The 16,510-nt window shown below is 45.9% G+C and carries 17 protein-coding genes; 2 read left to right on the forward strand and 15 right to left on the reverse strand.

The genetic code is table 11. The annotated features are described in order from the left end of the window. Positions 1-73: 73 nt before the first annotated feature. Positions 74-370 (reverse strand): post-transcriptional regulator, encoded by a 297-nt coding sequence (locus tag ACNAZ4_RS13345; RefSeq protein WP_415815031.1) that lies wholly within the window; start codon positions 368-370, stop codon positions 74-76. 122 nt (positions 371-492) lie between these two features. Here ACNAZ4_RS13345 and spoVB point away from each other — a divergent pair, with 122 nt between their 5' ends. After that, positions 493-2,055, forward strand: coding sequence for a stage V sporulation protein B (gene spoVB, locus ACNAZ4_RS13350; RefSeq protein ID WP_415815032.1), 1,563 nt, complete (start codon positions 493-495; stop codon positions 2,053-2,055). A gap of 26 nt (positions 2,056-2,081) precedes the next feature. On the opposite strand, the gene ACNAZ4_RS13355 is transcribed toward spoVB, so the two are convergent. Continuing rightward, complete coding sequence (locus ACNAZ4_RS13355) at positions 2,082-2,735, reverse strand: DUF421 domain-containing protein (RefSeq protein WP_415815033.1); 654 nt, start codon at positions 2,733-2,735, stop codon at positions 2,082-2,084. 191 nt (positions 2,736-2,926) lie between these two features. Here ACNAZ4_RS13355 and ACNAZ4_RS13360 point away from each other — a divergent pair, with 191 nt between their 5' ends. After that, positions 2,927-3,313 (forward strand): TIGR04086 family membrane protein, encoded by a 387-nt coding sequence (locus tag ACNAZ4_RS13360; RefSeq protein ID WP_415815034.1) that lies wholly within the window; start codon positions 2,927-2,929, stop codon positions 3,311-3,313. A gap of 115 nt (positions 3,314-3,428) precedes the next feature. Here the strand turns inward: ACNAZ4_RS13360 and yajC are convergent, their stop codons facing one another. The 13 genes from yajC to nadB all read right to left on the reverse strand — a co-directional run bounded on the left by yajC (position 3,429) and on the right by nadB (position 16,155). Beyond that, entirely contained in the window at positions 3,429-3,701 is a 273-nt protein-coding gene (gene yajC, locus ACNAZ4_RS13365) for a preprotein translocase subunit YajC (protein WP_415815035.1), read from the reverse strand. 75 nt (positions 3,702-3,776) lie between these two features. Further along, a complete protein-coding gene (tgt, locus tag ACNAZ4_RS13370) occupies positions 3,777-4,916 on the reverse strand; it encodes a tRNA guanosine(34) transglycosylase Tgt (protein WP_415815036.1) in 1,140 nt (379 codons plus the stop codon). 47 nt (positions 4,917-4,963) lie between these two features. Beyond that, a complete protein-coding gene (queA, locus tag ACNAZ4_RS13375; protein ID WP_415815037.1) occupies positions 4,964-5,992 on the reverse strand; it encodes a tRNA preQ1(34) S-adenosylmethionine ribosyltransferase-isomerase QueA in 1,029 nt (342 codons plus the stop codon). A gap of 47 nt (positions 5,993-6,039) precedes the next feature. Beyond that, positions 6,040-6,246 carry a DUF2905 domain-containing protein gene (locus ACNAZ4_RS13380; protein ID WP_415815038.1) on the reverse strand — a complete coding sequence of 69 codons (207 nt, stop codon included), beginning with the start codon at positions 6,244-6,246 and terminating at the stop codon, positions 6,040-6,042. Beyond that, positions 6,243-7,244 carry a Holliday junction branch migration DNA helicase RuvB gene (gene ruvB / locus ACNAZ4_RS13385; protein ID WP_415815039.1) on the reverse strand — a complete coding sequence of 334 codons (1,002 nt, stop codon included), beginning with the start codon at positions 7,242-7,244 and terminating at the stop codon, positions 6,243-6,245. The genes ACNAZ4_RS13380 and ruvB overlap by 4 nt, the downstream gene beginning before the upstream one ends. Positions 7,245-7,310: 66 nt before the next feature. Then, positions 7,311-7,919, reverse strand: coding sequence for a Holliday junction branch migration protein RuvA (ruvA, locus tag ACNAZ4_RS13390; RefSeq protein WP_415815040.1), 609 nt, complete (start codon positions 7,917-7,919; stop codon positions 7,311-7,313). Between the two features lie 158 nt (positions 7,920-8,077). Next, entirely contained in the window at positions 8,078-8,626 is a 549-nt protein-coding gene (locus tag ACNAZ4_RS13395; protein WP_415815041.1) for a BofC C-terminal domain-containing protein, read from the reverse strand. Positions 8,627-8,913: 287 nt separating this feature from the next. Then, complete coding sequence (locus tag ACNAZ4_RS13400) at positions 8,914-9,624, reverse strand: YhcN/YlaJ family sporulation lipoprotein (protein ID WP_415815042.1); 711 nt, start codon at positions 9,622-9,624, stop codon at positions 8,914-8,916. Between the two features lie 98 nt (positions 9,625-9,722). Then, the gene (locus ACNAZ4_RS13405; RefSeq protein ID WP_415815043.1) at positions 9,723-10,706 is read right to left on the reverse strand and encodes a phosphotransferase; all 984 of its coding nucleotides are present in this window, start codon (positions 10,704-10,706) and stop codon (positions 9,723-9,725) included. Then, positions 10,696-12,477 (reverse strand): SafA/ExsA family spore coat assembly protein, encoded by a 1,782-nt coding sequence (gene safA / locus ACNAZ4_RS13410; RefSeq protein WP_415815044.1) that lies wholly within the window; start codon positions 12,475-12,477, stop codon positions 10,696-10,698. Before safA ends, ACNAZ4_RS13405 begins: the two co-directional genes overlap by 11 nt. 166 nt (positions 12,478-12,643) lie before the next feature. After that, complete coding sequence (nadA, locus tag ACNAZ4_RS13415) at positions 12,644-13,750, reverse strand: quinolinate synthase NadA (protein WP_415815045.1); 1,107 nt, start codon at positions 13,748-13,750, stop codon at positions 12,644-12,646. Continuing rightward, positions 13,722-14,603: a carboxylating nicotinate-nucleotide diphosphorylase gene (gene nadC, locus ACNAZ4_RS13420; protein WP_415815046.1), complete on the reverse strand. Its 882-nt coding sequence runs from the start codon at positions 14,601-14,603 to the stop codon at positions 13,722-13,724. The genes nadA and nadC overlap by 29 nt, the downstream gene beginning before the upstream one ends. Continuing rightward, positions 14,572-16,155, reverse strand: coding sequence for an L-aspartate oxidase (gene nadB, locus ACNAZ4_RS13425; RefSeq protein ID WP_415815047.1), 1,584 nt, complete (start codon positions 16,153-16,155; stop codon positions 14,572-14,574). The genes nadC and nadB overlap by 32 nt, the downstream gene beginning before the upstream one ends. Between the last annotated feature and the right edge of the window lie 355 nt (positions 16,156-16,510).

Raw genomic sequence — 16,510 nt, forward strand, 5'->3', positions numbered from 1 at the left:
AGCTTTTTCTGTTATCTGCATCTAGCAAGTCTCTCCCCGGAAATAATGTTGGCAGGACTATTCCGCTCTCCCGTTACTTGAGCAATTCCTTCATTTCTTCTTCGTCATTGAATGTAAAGTCACCGAGTTTGAATGCTTCAACAGTGGTGAAATTCATCACGTCCCCGATTTTGGCGGACAGGATATCTGCGACGATTTCATATAGCTGGATGTCTTCCTTAGGTTTTTTCCACTTTTTCTTGGTCAGGTATTCCCATAGTTCCGGTCCTTTCACCTGTTCATAACCGAATATTTTGAATTCTTCGATTTTACTTTCCAGAGCCGGCTTCACTTGCTTGTAATATCGTCCATACTGATGGCTTTTTTCCATCGGCCTGGCCTCCTCGTCCAAATTTTCTCGTTTAATGTTTTAACCTTGTCATGCTTTGTCCACTTTCCTGCATATAGTTAATTGTATATGAAATATGCATTTTTGAGAAGGCAGGGAGCTGAATGTCGAAGTTTTTAAAAGGAACGTTTATTTTACTTATAGCCGGGCTCGTCACGAGGGTGCTGGGTTTTATAAATCGGATTGTCATTGCCCGTTTTATTGGCGAAGAGGGTGTCGGTCTATATATGATGGCGTTTCCTACCATGGTGCTCGTCGTGACGATTACCCAGCTCGGGCTCCCGGTCGCGATTTCCAAAAATGTCGCTGAAGCTGAGGCTAGAGGCGATTTCCGGGCGATCAAGAAGATTCTTGTTGTGTCGCTGGCGACCACGATCACGCTGTCCGTCTTATTTACACCTGCCCTCATCCTCCTGGCTCCATACTTGTCAGAAACATTGTTCACAGACCCAAGAACGCAGTGGCCGCTGCTGGCGATTGCTCCGATTGTCCCGATTGTCGCTGTATCTTCCGTTCTTCGCGGCTACTTCCAGGGAAGGCAGAATATGAGGCCTTCTGCAATTTCACAGGTAATCGAACAGCTCGTTAGGATCACTTTGATTGCTGTTTTGACAAAAACCTTCATGCCATATGGAATAGAATACGCAGCAGCAGGTGCCATGATTGCATCCGTGATCGGGGAGCTCATTTCATTGATTTATTTAATGACCACATTTAAGCTCAGGAAAAAATTCAGGCTGCGTAATAATTTTTTCCAGTTCGTCCACTCCGGGAAATCGACTTTCAATGATTTAATGAGAATCGCTTTGCCGACTACAGGTTCAAGGATGATCGGCTCTGTTTCCTGGTTTTTCGAACCGATCGTAGTAGCCCATAGTCTCGCGATTGCCGGTGTGGCAGCTGTAGCTGCGACGAAACAATATGGAGCATTGACCGGCTTCGCAATGCCATTGCTGTTATTGCCCTCCTTCATCACCTATTCTCTGTCCACATCACTCGTTCCGGCAATCAGTGAAGCGAACTCAAAAAAGAAGATGAAGGTGATCGAACACCTCCTTCAGCAATCTTTGCGCTTTTCGCTATTAACAGGCGGCCTTGCGATCGTCGTGTTATATGTACTTGCCGAGCCTTTGATGACGCTGATGTACGGGACATCGAATGGGTCACAATTCATCAAGCTGATGGCGCCATTCTTCCTGTTCTACTATTTTCAGGGCCCGCTGCAGGCAGCACTCCAGGCTCTTGATTTGGCAAGGGCAGCCATGATCAACAGCCTGATCGGCAACCTTGCTAAGACAGCGGTCATCTTCCTGCTGGCAAGCCAGCCTTCGTTTGGCATCAATGGAGTGGCCCTCGGCATGGTCATGGGAATCGTTCTGATCACGCTTCTCCATTTTGCGACGATGCTAAAGGCCGTTTCCTTCACCTTTTATGTAAAAGATTACTTAAAGCTATTTGCCATCATCATCCTTTCCGGTTCATTAGGTTTCCTGCTCTGGGACTGGCAGGGTGAATCGCAGGGACTATCGGTAAGAATTCTTTCCAATGCAGCAGCAGTAACAACCCTCTACCTGTCACTTTCTATTGCTCTTGGTTTGATCAGGAAAAATGAACTTTTGAAAATACAATCCGTCCTTAAATCTTTTTTCAGGAAGACGCAAAGTTAAAAAACGTGGATATTGACTCCACGTTTTTATTTGTCTTTCACATCGATATAGAATTTTCCGTTCTGGTAGCTGCAAAAAGAAATATCGCCAGGATCTTCATATCCTTTTTTCCTAAGCTTCTCGAGCATCCAGGATTTCGATTTGTCAATCATATCAAGATTATCTTCCTGTACCTCACCATCGATGATGAGCGGCAGTGACAGGCTGCTGTTGTCCTGCTGATTACCCTGATTTTTCTGGAATATGGATAATGTACCAGACGGCTCCAAGATAGCATACTCTACATCTGCGATATCACCTACATCCTTTTCACGCAATTGAAGCAGCAGATCGTCAAAATTGTATCTCTGCGATCTCATTGCTTTTTCATCGATTTTCCCATTATTAATGATGATAGTCGGCTTTCCATCTACAAGATCCCTGAACTTCTTGCTTTTAAGGGAAAGTATAGCCAGAGTGATCTGGATGATGACAAGTATACTGATGGGGAGAAGGGTATTGATTAACGGATCTTTCGTGTTTTCTATGGCCAGGGACGCCATCTCAGCAATCATGATATAGACAACTAAATCGAGGATGCTCAATTCACCGATCTCCCTTTTTCCCATTAAGCGAAAAATCACCAGGATCAATAAGTAAAGGAGCATTGTCCTAAAAAGGATGATGAAGTATTGTTCCACTTTTCCCCCCGCCCTTCTGCGCAAAGCATTCCTTCTTAGTGTTTAATTTTCGCATGAAAAAATACTGACAGTTTCTGCTTTTTTTTAAGTTAACTGGCAGGAAAATCTGATTCTAATTGTCCCTTTACCTGAATATGCTTGTACTAGGGTTTTCCCGGTTGCAGGGATCAGACTAGAGAGGAGAGGGGTTAATGGAATCGAAAAGTTTGGGCAGGGCCGTCCTTTATGGAGTGATTGCCATTTTTCTACTGGCAATCGTGAGCAGTTTTATCTTTTCCCTTTTGTTGAAGTTCACTTCAGTCCAGGAATCATCGCTTCAATACGTAATGACATCCATCTCGTTTTTATCGATTTTCATCGGCGGATTTGTCACCGGCGGGAACGGCAAAGAAAAAGGATGGATGATTGGAGGTGGAACAGGCCTCGTTTATTCACTGATTATATTCCTGTTTCAGTATCTGGGTTATGACAGTCTCTTTTCGATGGAACAAGTCATCTACCATATTTGTTACATCCTCACGGCGATGATGGGCAGCATACTTGGAGTGAACATCGTTGGCGGCACATCGAAAGCATAAAAAAGAAGCGGGCAAAAGTCCGCTTCTTTTTTCGTCAGTAAATCAGCAGCACGTGGAGACAGAACAGCTCGAACGCTGATCTGGATTGTCTAAGGTGCTTCTGAACTGCATGCTTTTAAACGCCTGCAGATTCTTTGACATCGCGGATTGCCGCGCGGTCATATGTAAGACGGCTTCCGTCGCCACATTTGATGACAACAGTACCTTCCTCAATTGCATCAACGATTCCATGCAAACCGCCGATCGTCACTACCTTATCGCCTTTTTGCAGGTCGCTCTGCATTTGCTGAACCGCTTTTTGCCTCTTCTGCTGCGGGCGGATCAACAAGAAGTAGAATAATACGAACATCAGCAATAATGGGAATACTGTACCTACTAATCCTTCCATACCTTTTCCCCTCCTTTCATGTTCAAGGCTGCTGAAGCCTTCAGGCAATAACAGCCTTATTAAAAAGCAGTTTATTTAGAAGTTTTTGGCATTCGGCTTATTGTAGCCATATTGCTCAAAGAACTCTTCTCTAAAGTCCCCCAGACGGTCTTCACGGATTGCCTGTCTGACCTGCTCCATTAATTTTAGCAGAAAATAGAGATTATGGTAAGAAGTAAGTCGAATTCCAAACGATTCATCCGTTTTAATTAAGTGGCGGATATACGCCCTGCTGTAATTTTTGCATGTATAGCAATCGCAGTTCGGATCCAGTGGTCCAAAGTCACGCGCAAATTTCGCGTTCTTGACGACCAATCTTCCCTCACTCGTCATCAATGTGCCATTCCTGGCAATACGTGTTGGCAGTACACAATCGAACATATCAATTCCGCGGATGGCACCATCAATCAATGAATCTGGTGAACCTACCCCCATTAAATAGCGTGGCTTGTCCGTTGGCAGCCATGGTGTGGTGAATTCCAACACTCTATCCATGACATCCTTCGGTTCGCCGACTGACAGCCCGCCAACTGCGTAACCCGGGAAGTCCATAGAAACAAGGTCCTTGGCACTTTGCTTTCGCAGCTCTTCATATTCCCCGCCCTGGACGATTCCAAATAATCCCTGGTCCTGTGGACGCTGATGGGCTGTAAGGCAACGTTCTGCCCATCGTGAGGTACGTTCTACAGATTTTTTCATGTAATCATATTCAGCAGGATATGGAGGACATTCATCGAATGCCATCATGATATCCGATCCAAGTGCGTTCTGAATTTCCATCGCCTTTTCCGGGGAGAGAAAAAGCTTGTCCCCATTCAAATGATTGCGGAAGTGGACGCCCTCTTCTTCGATCTTCCTGAACTCGCTTAAAGAAAATACCTGGAAACCACCTGAATCGGTAAGGATCGCACGGTCCCAGTTCATGAATTTATGGAGGCCGCCTGCTTCCTGGACGATTTCATGGCCTGGTCTCAGCCAAAGATGATAGGTGTTGCTCAGGATGATCCCGGCACCCATCTGGACCAATTCCTCTGGTGACATTGTTTTGACTGTCGCCAGGGTTCCAACGGGCATGAAGACAGGGGTTTCAAATGAGCCGTGCGGCGTATGCACACGCCCCAGCCTCGCTCCTGTCTGCTTACAGGTTTTAATTAATTCGTAACGGATTGCTGACAATGTTCAAGCTCCTTCCAGAAGTCCAAAGTTCATTTAATGTGTTTTTACTATAGAATCAGCATCGCATCTCCGAAACTGAAAAAGCGATATCTTTCCTCTACTGCTTTATTATAGGCATTCAGGACATTTTCCCGTCCAGCCAAAGCGCTGACCAGCATGATCAGTGTCGACTTCGGCAAGTGGAAATTGGTGATCATCCCGTCGATTGCCTTGAATTCATAACCAGGGTAGATGAAAATGCTTGTCCAGCCATTTTCCGCGACAAATTTACCGTCGTTTGCTGTTGCGATCGTTTCAAGTGTCCGGGTCGATGTCGTTCCCACAGTGATGATCCGGCCGCCCTGTTCACGGACGGTGTTCAGAAGCAATGCAGTCCCTTCGGTAACCTGGTAAAATTCAGAGTGCATATCGTGCTCCTCAATCGAATCAACACTCACAGGCCTGAACGTCCCCAGTCCGACATGGAGGGTAATAAAGGCGATATGGACGCCCATCTCTTTGATTTCTTCGAGCAGGCTCTCGGTAAAATGCAAGCCCGCCGTCGGCGCTGCCGCAGATCCTCTTTCCCTTGCGTAAACGGTCTGATACCTGTCCTTATCCTCCAGCTGCTCCTTGATATAAGGAGGAAGCGGCATTTCCCCAAGCTGTTCGAGCACTTCATAGAAAATGCCTTCATAGGAAAACTTCAAGCTCCTGCCTCCGTGTTCGGCTTCCCCGGTGCATACCGCTGTCAAAAGGCCATCACCAAATATGATCTTCGTGCCTTCCTTTACTCTTTTCGCTGGTTTAATAAGCGTTTCCCACTCGTCACCCTCAAGCTGTTTCAGAAGCAGCACTTCAATTTTCGCCCCTGTATCCTCTTTCAAGCCAAAAAGCCTTGCAGGAAGCACCTTGGTGTCATTCAGGACGAGGCAATCGCCAGGCTTAAGATACTTTTTGATGTTCTTGAAAACATCATGATCCAGGCTGCCTGTTTCTTTATTCAAAACCATCAGTCTGCTTTCCGCTCTTTGTTCAAGCGGAGTCTGTGCAATCAGTTCCTCTGGCAAATGAAAATCAAACATATTTACTTTCATGTTGTCACCCTTACTAATAAGTTTCTATATAATTTTACGATATAACCTTATCTGAATCGGCCGATCAAGTAAAAGATCGCTGATAAGATGATGCTTGCCAAGATGGATGTCACGATTGGGAAATAAAAGGTTGTGTTTCCCTTTTTAATGACAATGTCACCCGGCAATCTGCCTAAATTGATAAACTGCATGATGAAGCCAATGATGAAGATGACTGCTCCGGCGATCATGATGAACTTCGCTGCTCCTGTCATCGTTCAGGCACCTCCATTTCAAAATGTCGGTATACAGCCTCCGTTACAATTCTTCCCCTTGGAGTCCTCTGCAAAAACCCGATCTGCAACAGATACGGTTCATACACATCTTCGATTGTCTGCGATTCCTCTCCAATCGTTGCAGAGATCGTCTCTAAGCCAACCGGGCCGCCCCGGTATTTTTCAATGATGCCCTTGAGCAATTTATGGTCGATATGGTCAAGGCCCAAACGGTCGACCTGCATGAGCTCCAACGCTTCCCGGGCAAGTGTCTCCTCAACCGCACCATTGCCCCGTACCTGCGCAAAATCACGTACACGCTTCAACAGGCGATTGGCAATCCTTGGCGTTCCTCGCGATCTTCTCGCGAGTTCTTGAGCCGCAAGCCAGTCGATCTCCGTTTCCAAAAGCTCGGCTGTCCTGACCACGATATCGGTTAGCTGTACCTCATTATAGTATTCCAAACGGCTCAATACTCCAAACCTGTCTCTTAATGGTGCCGACAGGGAACCAGCACGGGTTGTCGCCCCAACGAGCGTGAATGGGGGCAGATCAAGCCTGACAGACCGTGCACTTGGCCCTTTTCCGATGACGATGTCGAGGCAGAAATCCTCCATTGCTGGATAGAGCACTTCCTCAATCGTTCTCGGCAGCCTGTGAATTTCATCAATGAACAGAACATCGCCAGGTTCCAGAGCCGTCAGAATTGCCGCCAAATCACCAGGCCTTTCGATCGCCGGCCCTGAAGTCGTCCTGAGATTGACACCCATTTCATTGGCGATGATCGCCGCCAGTGTAGTCTTCCCCAGGCCTGGTGGTCCATAAAGCAGCACATGGTCAAGCGTTTCCCGCCTCATTTTTGCTGCTTCGATAAACACCTCAAGATTGGCCTTCACTTTATCCTGGCCGATATATTGTCTTAAAGTCTGTGGACGCAGGCTTTGCTCAAATGAAACATCCTGGTCGCCCGCTTCACTGGAGATGATTCGTTCTTCCATCAATTTCTCACCTCTTTTATGCTGGATAACCAAACCGGCCGGTCAACTGGTCTGTTATCAATCAGTTTACTTCAAAAGCTTTTGCAATGCTTTCTTGATGTACTGGTCAGTAGTCAATTGCTCTTTTTTCAGATCCGGAGTGATTTTGCGGATTTCTTTTTCCGAGTACCCAAGTGCCTTCAGAGCCAGCACCGCCTCATCGAATTCATTGGACTGGGAAATCGTCGCAGCCACCTCATCGGCATTGAAAAGATTAGGGAAGTAATCCGGTACAAGGTCATGCAGCTTCCCCTTCAGATCCAGGATCATTTGTCTTGCAGTCTTCTTGCCTACCCCAGGAAACTTGACGAGGAATGATTCATCCTCACTTTCAATTGCCTGGACAACCTGGCCCGGTTCTCCTGACGCAAGGATGGCCAAAGCCCCTTTCGGCCCGATGCCGGAAACATTCAAAAGCCTGGTGAAGAGCGCCTTTTCTTCACGAGTCTTGAACCCGTACAGGGAAATAAGGTCTTCACGGACATATTGATATGTAAAAATACAAATCTCTTTGCCTGCTTCTTTTGTGAATACAAAAGGATTTGGCGTCATGATTTGATAGCCAATACCCCCGTTTTCAATCACTATATATTCAGGACCGACAAAATCGACGGTGCCTTTTATGAATTCATACAATACTCTCGCCCCTCTGCTTTGCTGTAACTCATTTTAACATACTCTTTTTAAAGGGATGAATAAAAATATGCAAAAAGGCGAACGTATGATCATTTCACAACCACTATTTTTCTTCGACAACATAAGAAACGCAAATAAGAGCCAGTCATCCCGGCTCTTCAATGTAAATCCTTCACCGTATATGGTTTAAAGGTCTCGAGGACCTCTTCATAGCATTGCTTACTGCGGATGGGAATTCCTTTTTTCAATTGATCCCGCTTAATGCTCTCAAGTCTGCCAAGGTCAATTTGAAAGAACGATTGAATGATATTCGAACCATCGGGCCTTCCATTAAAAATAGTCAGTACCCCTTCATCTGACAGGCCGAAATATCCATTTGCCTTCAGGAGCGGAGAAATATCATCAACGTCCTGCCTGAACACCGCTTTCTTAGCTTCCATATCGACAAGCTGCCATTTATCATATTTGGCCCAGAAGTCTTCCAGCGACCAAATCGTCTCCACGACCTTTTCCTCACTCATTTCACCATCAAGATAGACCCTTTGCAAAATGATCGTGACGTTAAGAGGTTCATTGATTTCATGGACTGCTTCACCAGGCTTCTCAGCATGAACCTGCCCTCCGGGAAGTACTGGACCAGCTCCCGACAGACTGATTAGGAGCAATACAGCAGTGCTGAACGCTTTGATTAAATTGATTGAAGCCATTGCCGTCCACCTCTCTTATTTACCAAAAGTGTTGAAACTCTTTTTCACTACTAGTATAGCCAATCAGGTTTTAATTATCCCTTTGCAGATTTGCATCGGATAATTGCTTGCGGATGCCTTTCTTAAAAGGGGGAAGTGATTTTTTTGAATGGCTGGTGATATGAGAAAAATCAGGTGTTTGTTTGTAGGGTAATGGGGTAATTGTGATTTTCAATAGCAATGAAAACAAAATCTGTCTTGAAACATGAAAATAGAAGGCGAGATTGTGATCTGCCTTCTATCTTTCATTAAGGATTGAAGTTAATGCTTTCACGCGGATTGCCATTTTTCCGGTCATAATCAATATTCCTTGTCCTGCTGAAGGTTCCTTCATCCTCGATGATGCGTAGTTCCCTGCCTTCGGTATAGGGGCGGACAGCTTTTTTGATTTTCTTATCTGTTTGTTTTTTCAGTGATTTATCCTTGTAGGACACCGCAATTTCAACTTCACGGCCAAACAGCACGGACCTTACCTTATCGACATTATCGACGGACTCTGCTGCACTTGCGACTGTGCGTGCCATTTTGTTATCTTGCTCCGTATTGGAGTAAATCCCTGCTTTGCCGCTTCCCCTGTGTTCACTCAAATGTCCATGATAATTGAGATCGCCACGGCTGTATTTATTGTCCTTCTGGAAAAAATTATGGTCATGGTCGGAACGCGGAACAGTTGGATTCGGAGGGTTCCCATTTTCATCCAGTGACTGGAGCATCTTGCGCTTTCTATTTTCTTCAGCGGCTCCCTCTTTGCCAAAATTGTGGTCAAAAAGTTCTGTAAGCGCCCCCTCCCTGTCGTCCATGACATCAATTTCGTTTCCTTTTTCATTTGAATAATAGCCAAATGGCTGGCTCTGGTTCCTGTCTGTACTTTGAATAGCAGCCTCATTATTCCCATTGCAAGCCGTCAGCCCTAACGTAAGCAGTGAGGCTATAGGAACGAACAACATTTTCTTGTTCAAACGAAAAACCCCCATCCCAGCTAAAATGAGCATTCTTTCATGCTCATTTATTAGAGTGTGGATGGGGATGGATTTTCATTCTGACAGATACGTCCAAATCATTTCCATGAATGAAGCCGTGATGTAACATCATCATGGAATTTTTTCCTTTGCTGAAACTGGTTGATCGTCATCTCGATCAGAGGAGAAAGCCTGTATGGGGATATATGATTTTTTTCTCTTAACAGCCTGTTCCATTCCCTCAGGATATCGGCAGGATACAATAGCCCATGTAAAAACGCTTCATACCCCAGCCATTTTTTTAAATGGCCGATTTTTTCCAGGGATTCAAAATCCCAGTCCAGAAATGGCAGGATCCGGTTCGCATACTGAAGCATATCGTAGGCTCTCGGTCCCAGGCTGATCAAATCATAATCAATCAGATACAATCTTCCCTCTTTAGACCGAAGAAAATTATGGTGGGCCACATCGCCATGAAGGATGACTGGCTGTTCCTGTTCCAGCTCTCTTTTTGAGGCATCAAAATTTTTCAGAGAAACTTCGGCCCAATTGAGAACCTCACCTGTGACGGCGCTGTTCACATAAAAATGGACAGCCTGCAAATTTGTCGTGAATTCTTTTTTCCGGTGATGCCATTTTCTTGCCAGATCTCCTCTTGGAAGCATCCCTGCGTATGAGGAAGCTAGTAGTGAAGTATGGTCATGAAACTTATCCAAAAGTTTGATTCCTTCGTCCCTGTCTGCCTGTAATCCATAGTCAAATCGATTTTCATGTTGGTCAATATACTCAATGCAGCCGTAATATAAACCCTCGAATTGAAGAGGCTTGTTCATCCTTACAAATCCATAAGAGCTGCCAAATCCCGATTGTCTTAATGACGAAGCAAACGCTTCCTGAATCTTTAATTTCCGTAAATCATTATATCCTTTTAAAATGAATCGGGTATCCTCTGTCTCAACGAGATAGACATTTCCCCTCAACTGTTCCATTCCTTGAATATTGCCGTCCAATTCGCTGTTCACATAAGAGAAGAGACGATTGAAAAAATAATCGTCTCCACCTCTCCTGATGTTAATATTCATTACTCTCTTCATCAAATCTTGGCATTGGCATTGGCATTCCGTATCCTCCACCCATTGGACCTGCTCCATATGGATTCATGAATCCCTGAGGCCCCATGCCCATTTGGCCTTGGTGAGGGTACATAGGCATACCCTGTGCACCAGGATAGCCGCCATAAGGCATCATTGGGGAAGGCTGCATTCCTGGGTCCATCATGCCATACGGGCTGCCCATTGATCCATAAGGGTTACCCATCGAGCCGCCACAGCCACAATCTCCTCCAGCACCTTGCATTGGCTGCTTCGGCATCATTGGGTGCTTCATCATTCCGCCTACTTGAGGTGCCATTTGATTATCCATCATTCCGCCTACTTGCGGCATCATCGGCATCTGGCCCTGCGGCATTTGGTTTTCCATCATTCCACCGACCTGCGGCATCATCGGCATCTGGCCCTGCATCATTCCGCCAACCTGCGGCATTTGGTTTTCCATCATTCCGCCGACCTGCGGCATCATCGGCATCTGGCCTTGCATCATCCCGCCTACTTGAGGCATCTGGTTTTCCATCATTCCGCCGACCTGCGGCATCATCGGCATCTGAGGCATCATTGGCATTTCTGAGGATTCGTCGTCCATCATTCCGCCTACTTGAGGCATTGGCTGGTTATCCATCATTCCGCCAACCTGCGGCATTTGATTATCCATCATTCCGCCGACCTGCGGCATGTATGGCATCTGCTGCTGAGGGATGTACCCCGGGCCAGGCATAACTGGTGAAATCGGCACACCATAATAAGTCGGTCCAGTCATCTGCGGTGCACCATAATGAGGCATGTTTTCACCCATTACCGGGCTCTGCATATTCGCAAAAGATGATGATTCCATTTCCTCTGCCGGCAATGCCATGTTCGGCATCATGCCTGGATACTGGGAAACTCCCTGTACCTGAGGGTAAGGCATTTGTTGGGAACCTGGATAACCATATGCAGGGCCTGACATCGAGGGTGCACCTGGATAACAATTATAAGGGTATGGAATCATTGGCTGCTGGTAACCTCCTTGAACGAATGGCATCATTGATGGTGATTCATCCATGTAGTTATTCTTTTCAACTTTTATATCTGGCTTTATTTCTGATTTCGGTTTCACCTCTGCTTTTGGAGGCAGCGGCTTTACATCCGGCTTTACCTGTGGTTTAACTTGCTTAGCCTCTGGTTTGACTTCCGGGAAAATATTATCAGGTTTTGGCGGGAGCTGCGGCTGAGCTTTTGGCTGGGCTTTCGGCTGTGGCTTTGGCTGTGGCTGTGGCTTTGGCTGTGGCTTCGGCTGTGGTTTAGGCTGTGGCGGGAGCTGCATATTAGCCATGTTCATCATATAGTAATTGTTGATATCGATTTCCGGCTTGATTTGTACTGGCATTTTCGGTTTATATGGTTTAACCGGTTCTTCCTGTGGAACAGGTTTAGGCATTTCCATTTTCGGCTGTTCCTTAACAGGCGCCTCTTTTGGTGCTTCTTTCTTTACTTCTGGAATTGGCATCGGTTTCTCTTTGGCAATCGGCATTTCCTTCTTGCCACCCATATTGATTTTTGCTTGAGGCGTTCCACCGGAAATGGGAGCTTCTTTCTTTACTGTCCCTCCACCAGTCGGAACTTTTATTTTCATACCGGGCATAATCATATCAGGGTTGCTGAGCTGGGCGTTCATCTGTTTCAGCTCTTCAAAGTTCACGCCGTACTTCTTGGCGATCTTCCAAAGAGTATCCCCTTTCTGTACGATATGGATTTTCACTCTGATTCCCTCCTATGGCATAAGTCCATATATTCTATGTTGGTGTGGGCAAATTGCTAACAATCTTCAAAAAAACTTATGCATCTATGTAAATAAATATGTTTTTCGCCGTCAGATTAAGCTTTTCCCATAAAAAAAATCCTCCCCAGTCCGGGAAGGATTGCAATCATGATTGCTCAAGCATGCGATTCAAGGCAAGCTTCGCGTTAAATGCTGTTTTTTCATCAACTTTTATGAGATTGATTTCCTGACAATGAAAAACTGAATCCAGGCTCCAGGCAAGATGCTGCAGATCAATCCTGTTCATCGTCAGGCACGGGCACATATGCGGGTTCAAGGAAATGATTTTTTTATCTGGATGCTGTGAAATCAGCCGGTTCACCAGATTCATCTCTGTACCAATCGCCCAGGATGTTCCTGCAGGCGACGCTTCGATTGCCTCAATAATGTAATTTGTTGATCCTGCCATGTCAGCAAGTGCTACCACTTCATGACGGCATTCAGGATGGACAATGATTTTCATATCAGGATATCTTGTCCGCACATCCTTGATATTTTCCATTGTAAAATTCTCATGCACCGAGCAATGGCCTTTCCAGAGGATCACCTTTACTTTTTCAAGAGGGCCATCGAACTCCAGGATGTTCTCAATCGGATTGTAAACGGCCATTTCATCAAGCCCGATTCCGATATTGAAAGCCGTATTCCTGCCTAAATGCTGATCTGGAAGGAAGAGCAAGCGTTCTTTTTTCGAAAAAGCCCAGCGTACCATCTTTTCGGCGTTGGAGGATGTAACTGTTGCCCCGCCATTAGCACCGACAAATGATTTAATCGCTGCAGTCGAGTTGACATACGTCAATGGCAAAATTGTATCTCCAAATAACACCTGCAGGAACTCCCATGCGCGTTCTGTCTGGTATATATCTGCCATGTCTGCCATTGAACAGCCGGCTCTCATGTCAGGCAGGTAGACCTTCTGCTGTTCAGTCGTTAAAATGTCAGCCGTCTCCGCCATGAAATGGACACCGCAAAACACAATATGTTCTGCTTCCCTGTTCTCGGCAGACAGCTGGGCAAGTTTCAATGAATCACCCGTCGCATCGGCAAATTGGATGACTTCATCTTTTTGATAATGATGTCCAGGTATGAACAGCTTTTTGCCCATTTTTGCCTTAATGTCCTTTATCATGTCCTCAAGTTCCCGAACGGACATGTTTCGGTATTTTTCAGGAAGCATTTTTGATTTAGCTTCGAGCGTCTCCAATATATTCATATTGTACATCCCCTTTCGTATCAGCCAGCACTTTTGCACTAATATCGAGTGATTTCACAGAATGTGTCACGAATCCCAATGAAATATAATCCACTCCGCAATTCCTGTAGCTATGCAGCGTATCGAGCGTGATGCCGCCTGAGGCCTCGGTTGCTATGCCTTCTGGTACATAACCAATCCATTCTTGAATTTGTTCCGGCGTCCGGTTATCGAACATGATGCAATCAGCCTTCGCTTCGATAGCTTCGAAAAGCTGATCCTTTGTTTCAATCTCCACCTCAACCTTCACCATATGACCAAGGTTTGCGCGGACTGCTTCTACCGCATTACTGATCGAACCCGCAAAGGAGATGTGATTGTCCTTGATCATCACCGCATCATACAAGCCATACCGATGATTGAATCCGCCGCCGCATCGGACAGCATATTTTTCAAGCATCCGCAGGCCAGGGGTTGTTTTACGAGTATCACAAATTCTTGTCTTCATGCTGTCCAATGCTTTTACAGCTTCATTTGTCTTTGTGGCAATCCCGCTCATTCGCTGCACGAGGTTCAAAACGACTCTTTCCGCTTTTAACAATGCGGAGACCTTGCCGTCAATCAACGCCAGTTCCTGCCCTTTGCCGACTTTTTCGCCATCCTTCACCTTCATGGTTACCTGGCTGTTCTCATCCATCAGCCCAAAGCCGGTTTTGATGATCTGCTCGCCGCAGAATATTCCTTCATCCTTCGCAATGAACACCATGGTTCCCCGGCTTTCGTTCCCGAAAATCAATTCACTGGTGACGTCACGTTCACCGATATCTTCAATGAAAAATTGTTCAAGTAGCAAGCGCAGTTTGATTGAGTTCATGCTTCCCATCCTTTCCGTTTTTCCGCTGATGGATGATCTGTTTTTTCATCCAGTTGGCGTTATCTTCATATGGAAAATCTTTCCGATAATGGCCACCCCTGCTCTCGGTCCTCTCCAACGCTGACTGGGTGACCAATGTGGCGGTGATATACATGAACACCCTGGTTAATTGTTCTTGCGATAAGTGGTCCAGCGCAGCATACAGCCATTGTTCGTGCTGAAACTGTGCAAGCCATTCAGCCTGTAGTGTCAGCTTCTCTTTTGTCCGGACAATCCCAGTACGGTCCATCATCGTTTGTTTCAACAAATCCAGTTCTGGAAGTTCACCGTCATAAAAATTCTGAACCGGAATGTGCATATTGTCGCTTGTCCGTATCTCTGAACGGTGATTGTTGATCCATCCAGCAAGATTCCCGCCGACAAACATGCCTTCCAATAAAGAATTGCTTGCCAGTCTATTCGCCCCGTGGATACCGGTACAAGCCGCCTCACCAATCGCATACAAGCCTGGGATGCTTGTTCGTCCCTGCAAATCTGTCTTAATCCCGCCCATGATAAAATGGCTGCCAGGAACGACAGGTATTAAGCCTGTTTCAATTTCGATCCCATGCTGCCTGCAAAGCTTGCTGATCGTAGGGAACCTTGAACTAAAATCTTTTATCGAGGCTATATCCAAATAAATCTGAATGCCTCTTCGGGAGTAGTCATAAATTGTCTGCGAGACAACATGCCTCGGTGCCAGGTCTTTTAAAGGGTGAATGCCTTCCATGATTCGTTTTCCTTCTTCCGTGACAAGCACCGCACCTTCGCCCCGGACAGCTTCGGAAATAAGCCCTCTCGTCTTTCCATCTACATACAGCAAGGTCGGGTGGAACTGGATGAATTCCATATCCGCCAATTCAGCCCCAGCTCTATAGGCAAGGGCGATTCCATCCCCGCTGGCCGTTTCCGCATTAGAAGTAAACGAATATATCTGTCCGCAGCCGCCCGTCGCCAGTACAACATGCGGAGCAAGATATACCTCATTCATTCCATCTGGAAGCTTCGCCTTTACCCCGATACATCGGGTTTTTTCGTGATTTAAAATAAGGTCATAAACGTATGTCGATTGTTCAACGGTTATATTTGGGGGCAGATCAGAAATCAGGAACTCGACGATATGCCTGCCCGTCTCGTCACCACCGCTGTGGACAATCCTCTTTTCGCTGTGTGCCCCTTCCATTCCCAAAAGAAGGTTGCCATGTCCATCTTCATCAAAACGGCAGCCTGATTGCCATAAGCCATTGATCAGATCAGGGGCTTTTTTGGTCATTTCCAATACAGCTTTGGCATCATTATGGTGTGCGCCCGCTTCCATTGTGTCGAGGTAATGCAAGTAAGCATCGTCCCCCGGAGCAACTGCCGCTGCCACACCGCCCTGTGCAAGATAGGAATTTCCATTTGTCAGATTCTCCTTTGTGAGAATCATCACATTTAAATCCTTCGTTAATTTATTGGCCAATTGCAGCGCGGCAATGCCGCTGCCAATAATGATTACATCATAGTGTTTCATAGATTGATAGCCTCCTGGATTAACAGGTGTCTTGACATATATATTTACACAGTTTTACACTATTGACAAGAACTTTTATTCTGATGGATTCTTTGAAACTTATATAGGATAGCAAAAAAGGAGCAAAGCGTTTCACTTGGTATCAGCTTGTGTCCGAAATACCGAGGATTTCTCCTTTTCGGGCACATGTTCCGGCTTCTTGTGACCGAAATNCNGAGGATTCNTCTTTTTCGGGCACATGTTCGGCTTTCTTGTGACCGAAATNCNGAGGATTCNTCTTTTTCGGGCACATGTTCGGCCTTCTTNTGACCGAAATGCTGAGGATTCCTCTTTTTCGGGCACATGTTCGGCCTTC

The organism is Mesobacillus thioparans (assembly GCF_965138835.1).
Classification (GTDB): Bacteria; Bacillota; Bacilli; order Bacillales; family Cytobacillaceae; genus Mesobacillus; species Mesobacillus thioparans.

Excerpts from the sequence above, each read along its gene's own strand:
- ACNAZ4_RS13345 (WP_415815031.1), bottom strand. The coding sequence starts at position 370 with ATGGAAAAAAGCCATCAGTATGGACGATATTACAAGCAAGTGAAGCCG.
- spoVB (WP_415815032.1), top strand. The coding sequence starts at position 493 with ATGTCGAAGTTTTTAAAAGGAACGTTTATTTTACTTATAGCCGGGCTC.
- ACNAZ4_RS13360 (WP_415815034.1), top strand. The coding sequence starts at position 2,927 with ATGGAATCGAAAAGTTTGGGCAGGGCCGTCCTTTATGGAGTGATTGCC.
- yajC (WP_415815035.1), bottom strand. The coding sequence starts at position 3,701 with ATGGAAGGATTAGTAGGTACAGTATTCCCATTATTGCTGATGTTCGTA.
- queA (WP_415815037.1), bottom strand. The coding sequence starts at position 5,992 with ATGAAAGTAAATATGTTTGATTTTCATTTGCCAGAGGAACTGATTGCA.
- ACNAZ4_RS13380 (WP_415815038.1), bottom strand. The coding sequence starts at position 6,246 with ATGACAGGAGCAGCGAAGTTCATCATGATCGCCGGAGCAGTCATCTTC.
- ruvB (WP_415815039.1), bottom strand. The coding sequence starts at position 7,244 with ATGGAAGAACGAATCATCTCCAGTGAAGCGGGCGACCAGGATGTTTCA.
- ACNAZ4_RS13395 (WP_415815041.1), bottom strand. The coding sequence starts at position 8,626 with ATGGCTTCAATCAATTTAATCAAAGCGTTCAGCACTGCTGTATTGCTC.
- ACNAZ4_RS13405 (WP_415815043.1), bottom strand. The coding sequence starts at position 10,706 with ATGAATATTAACATCAGGAGAGGTGGAGACGATTATTTTTTCAATCGT.
- nadA (WP_415815045.1), bottom strand. The coding sequence starts at position 13,750 with ATGAATATATTGGAGACGCTCGAAGCTAAATCAAAAATGCTTCCTGAA.
- nadC (WP_415815046.1), bottom strand. The coding sequence starts at position 14,603 with ATGAACTCAATCAAACTGCGCTTGCTACTTGAACAATTTTTCATTGAA.
- nadB (WP_415815047.1), bottom strand. The coding sequence starts at position 16,155 with ATGAAACACTATGATGTAATCATTATTGGCAGCGGCATTGCCGCGCTG.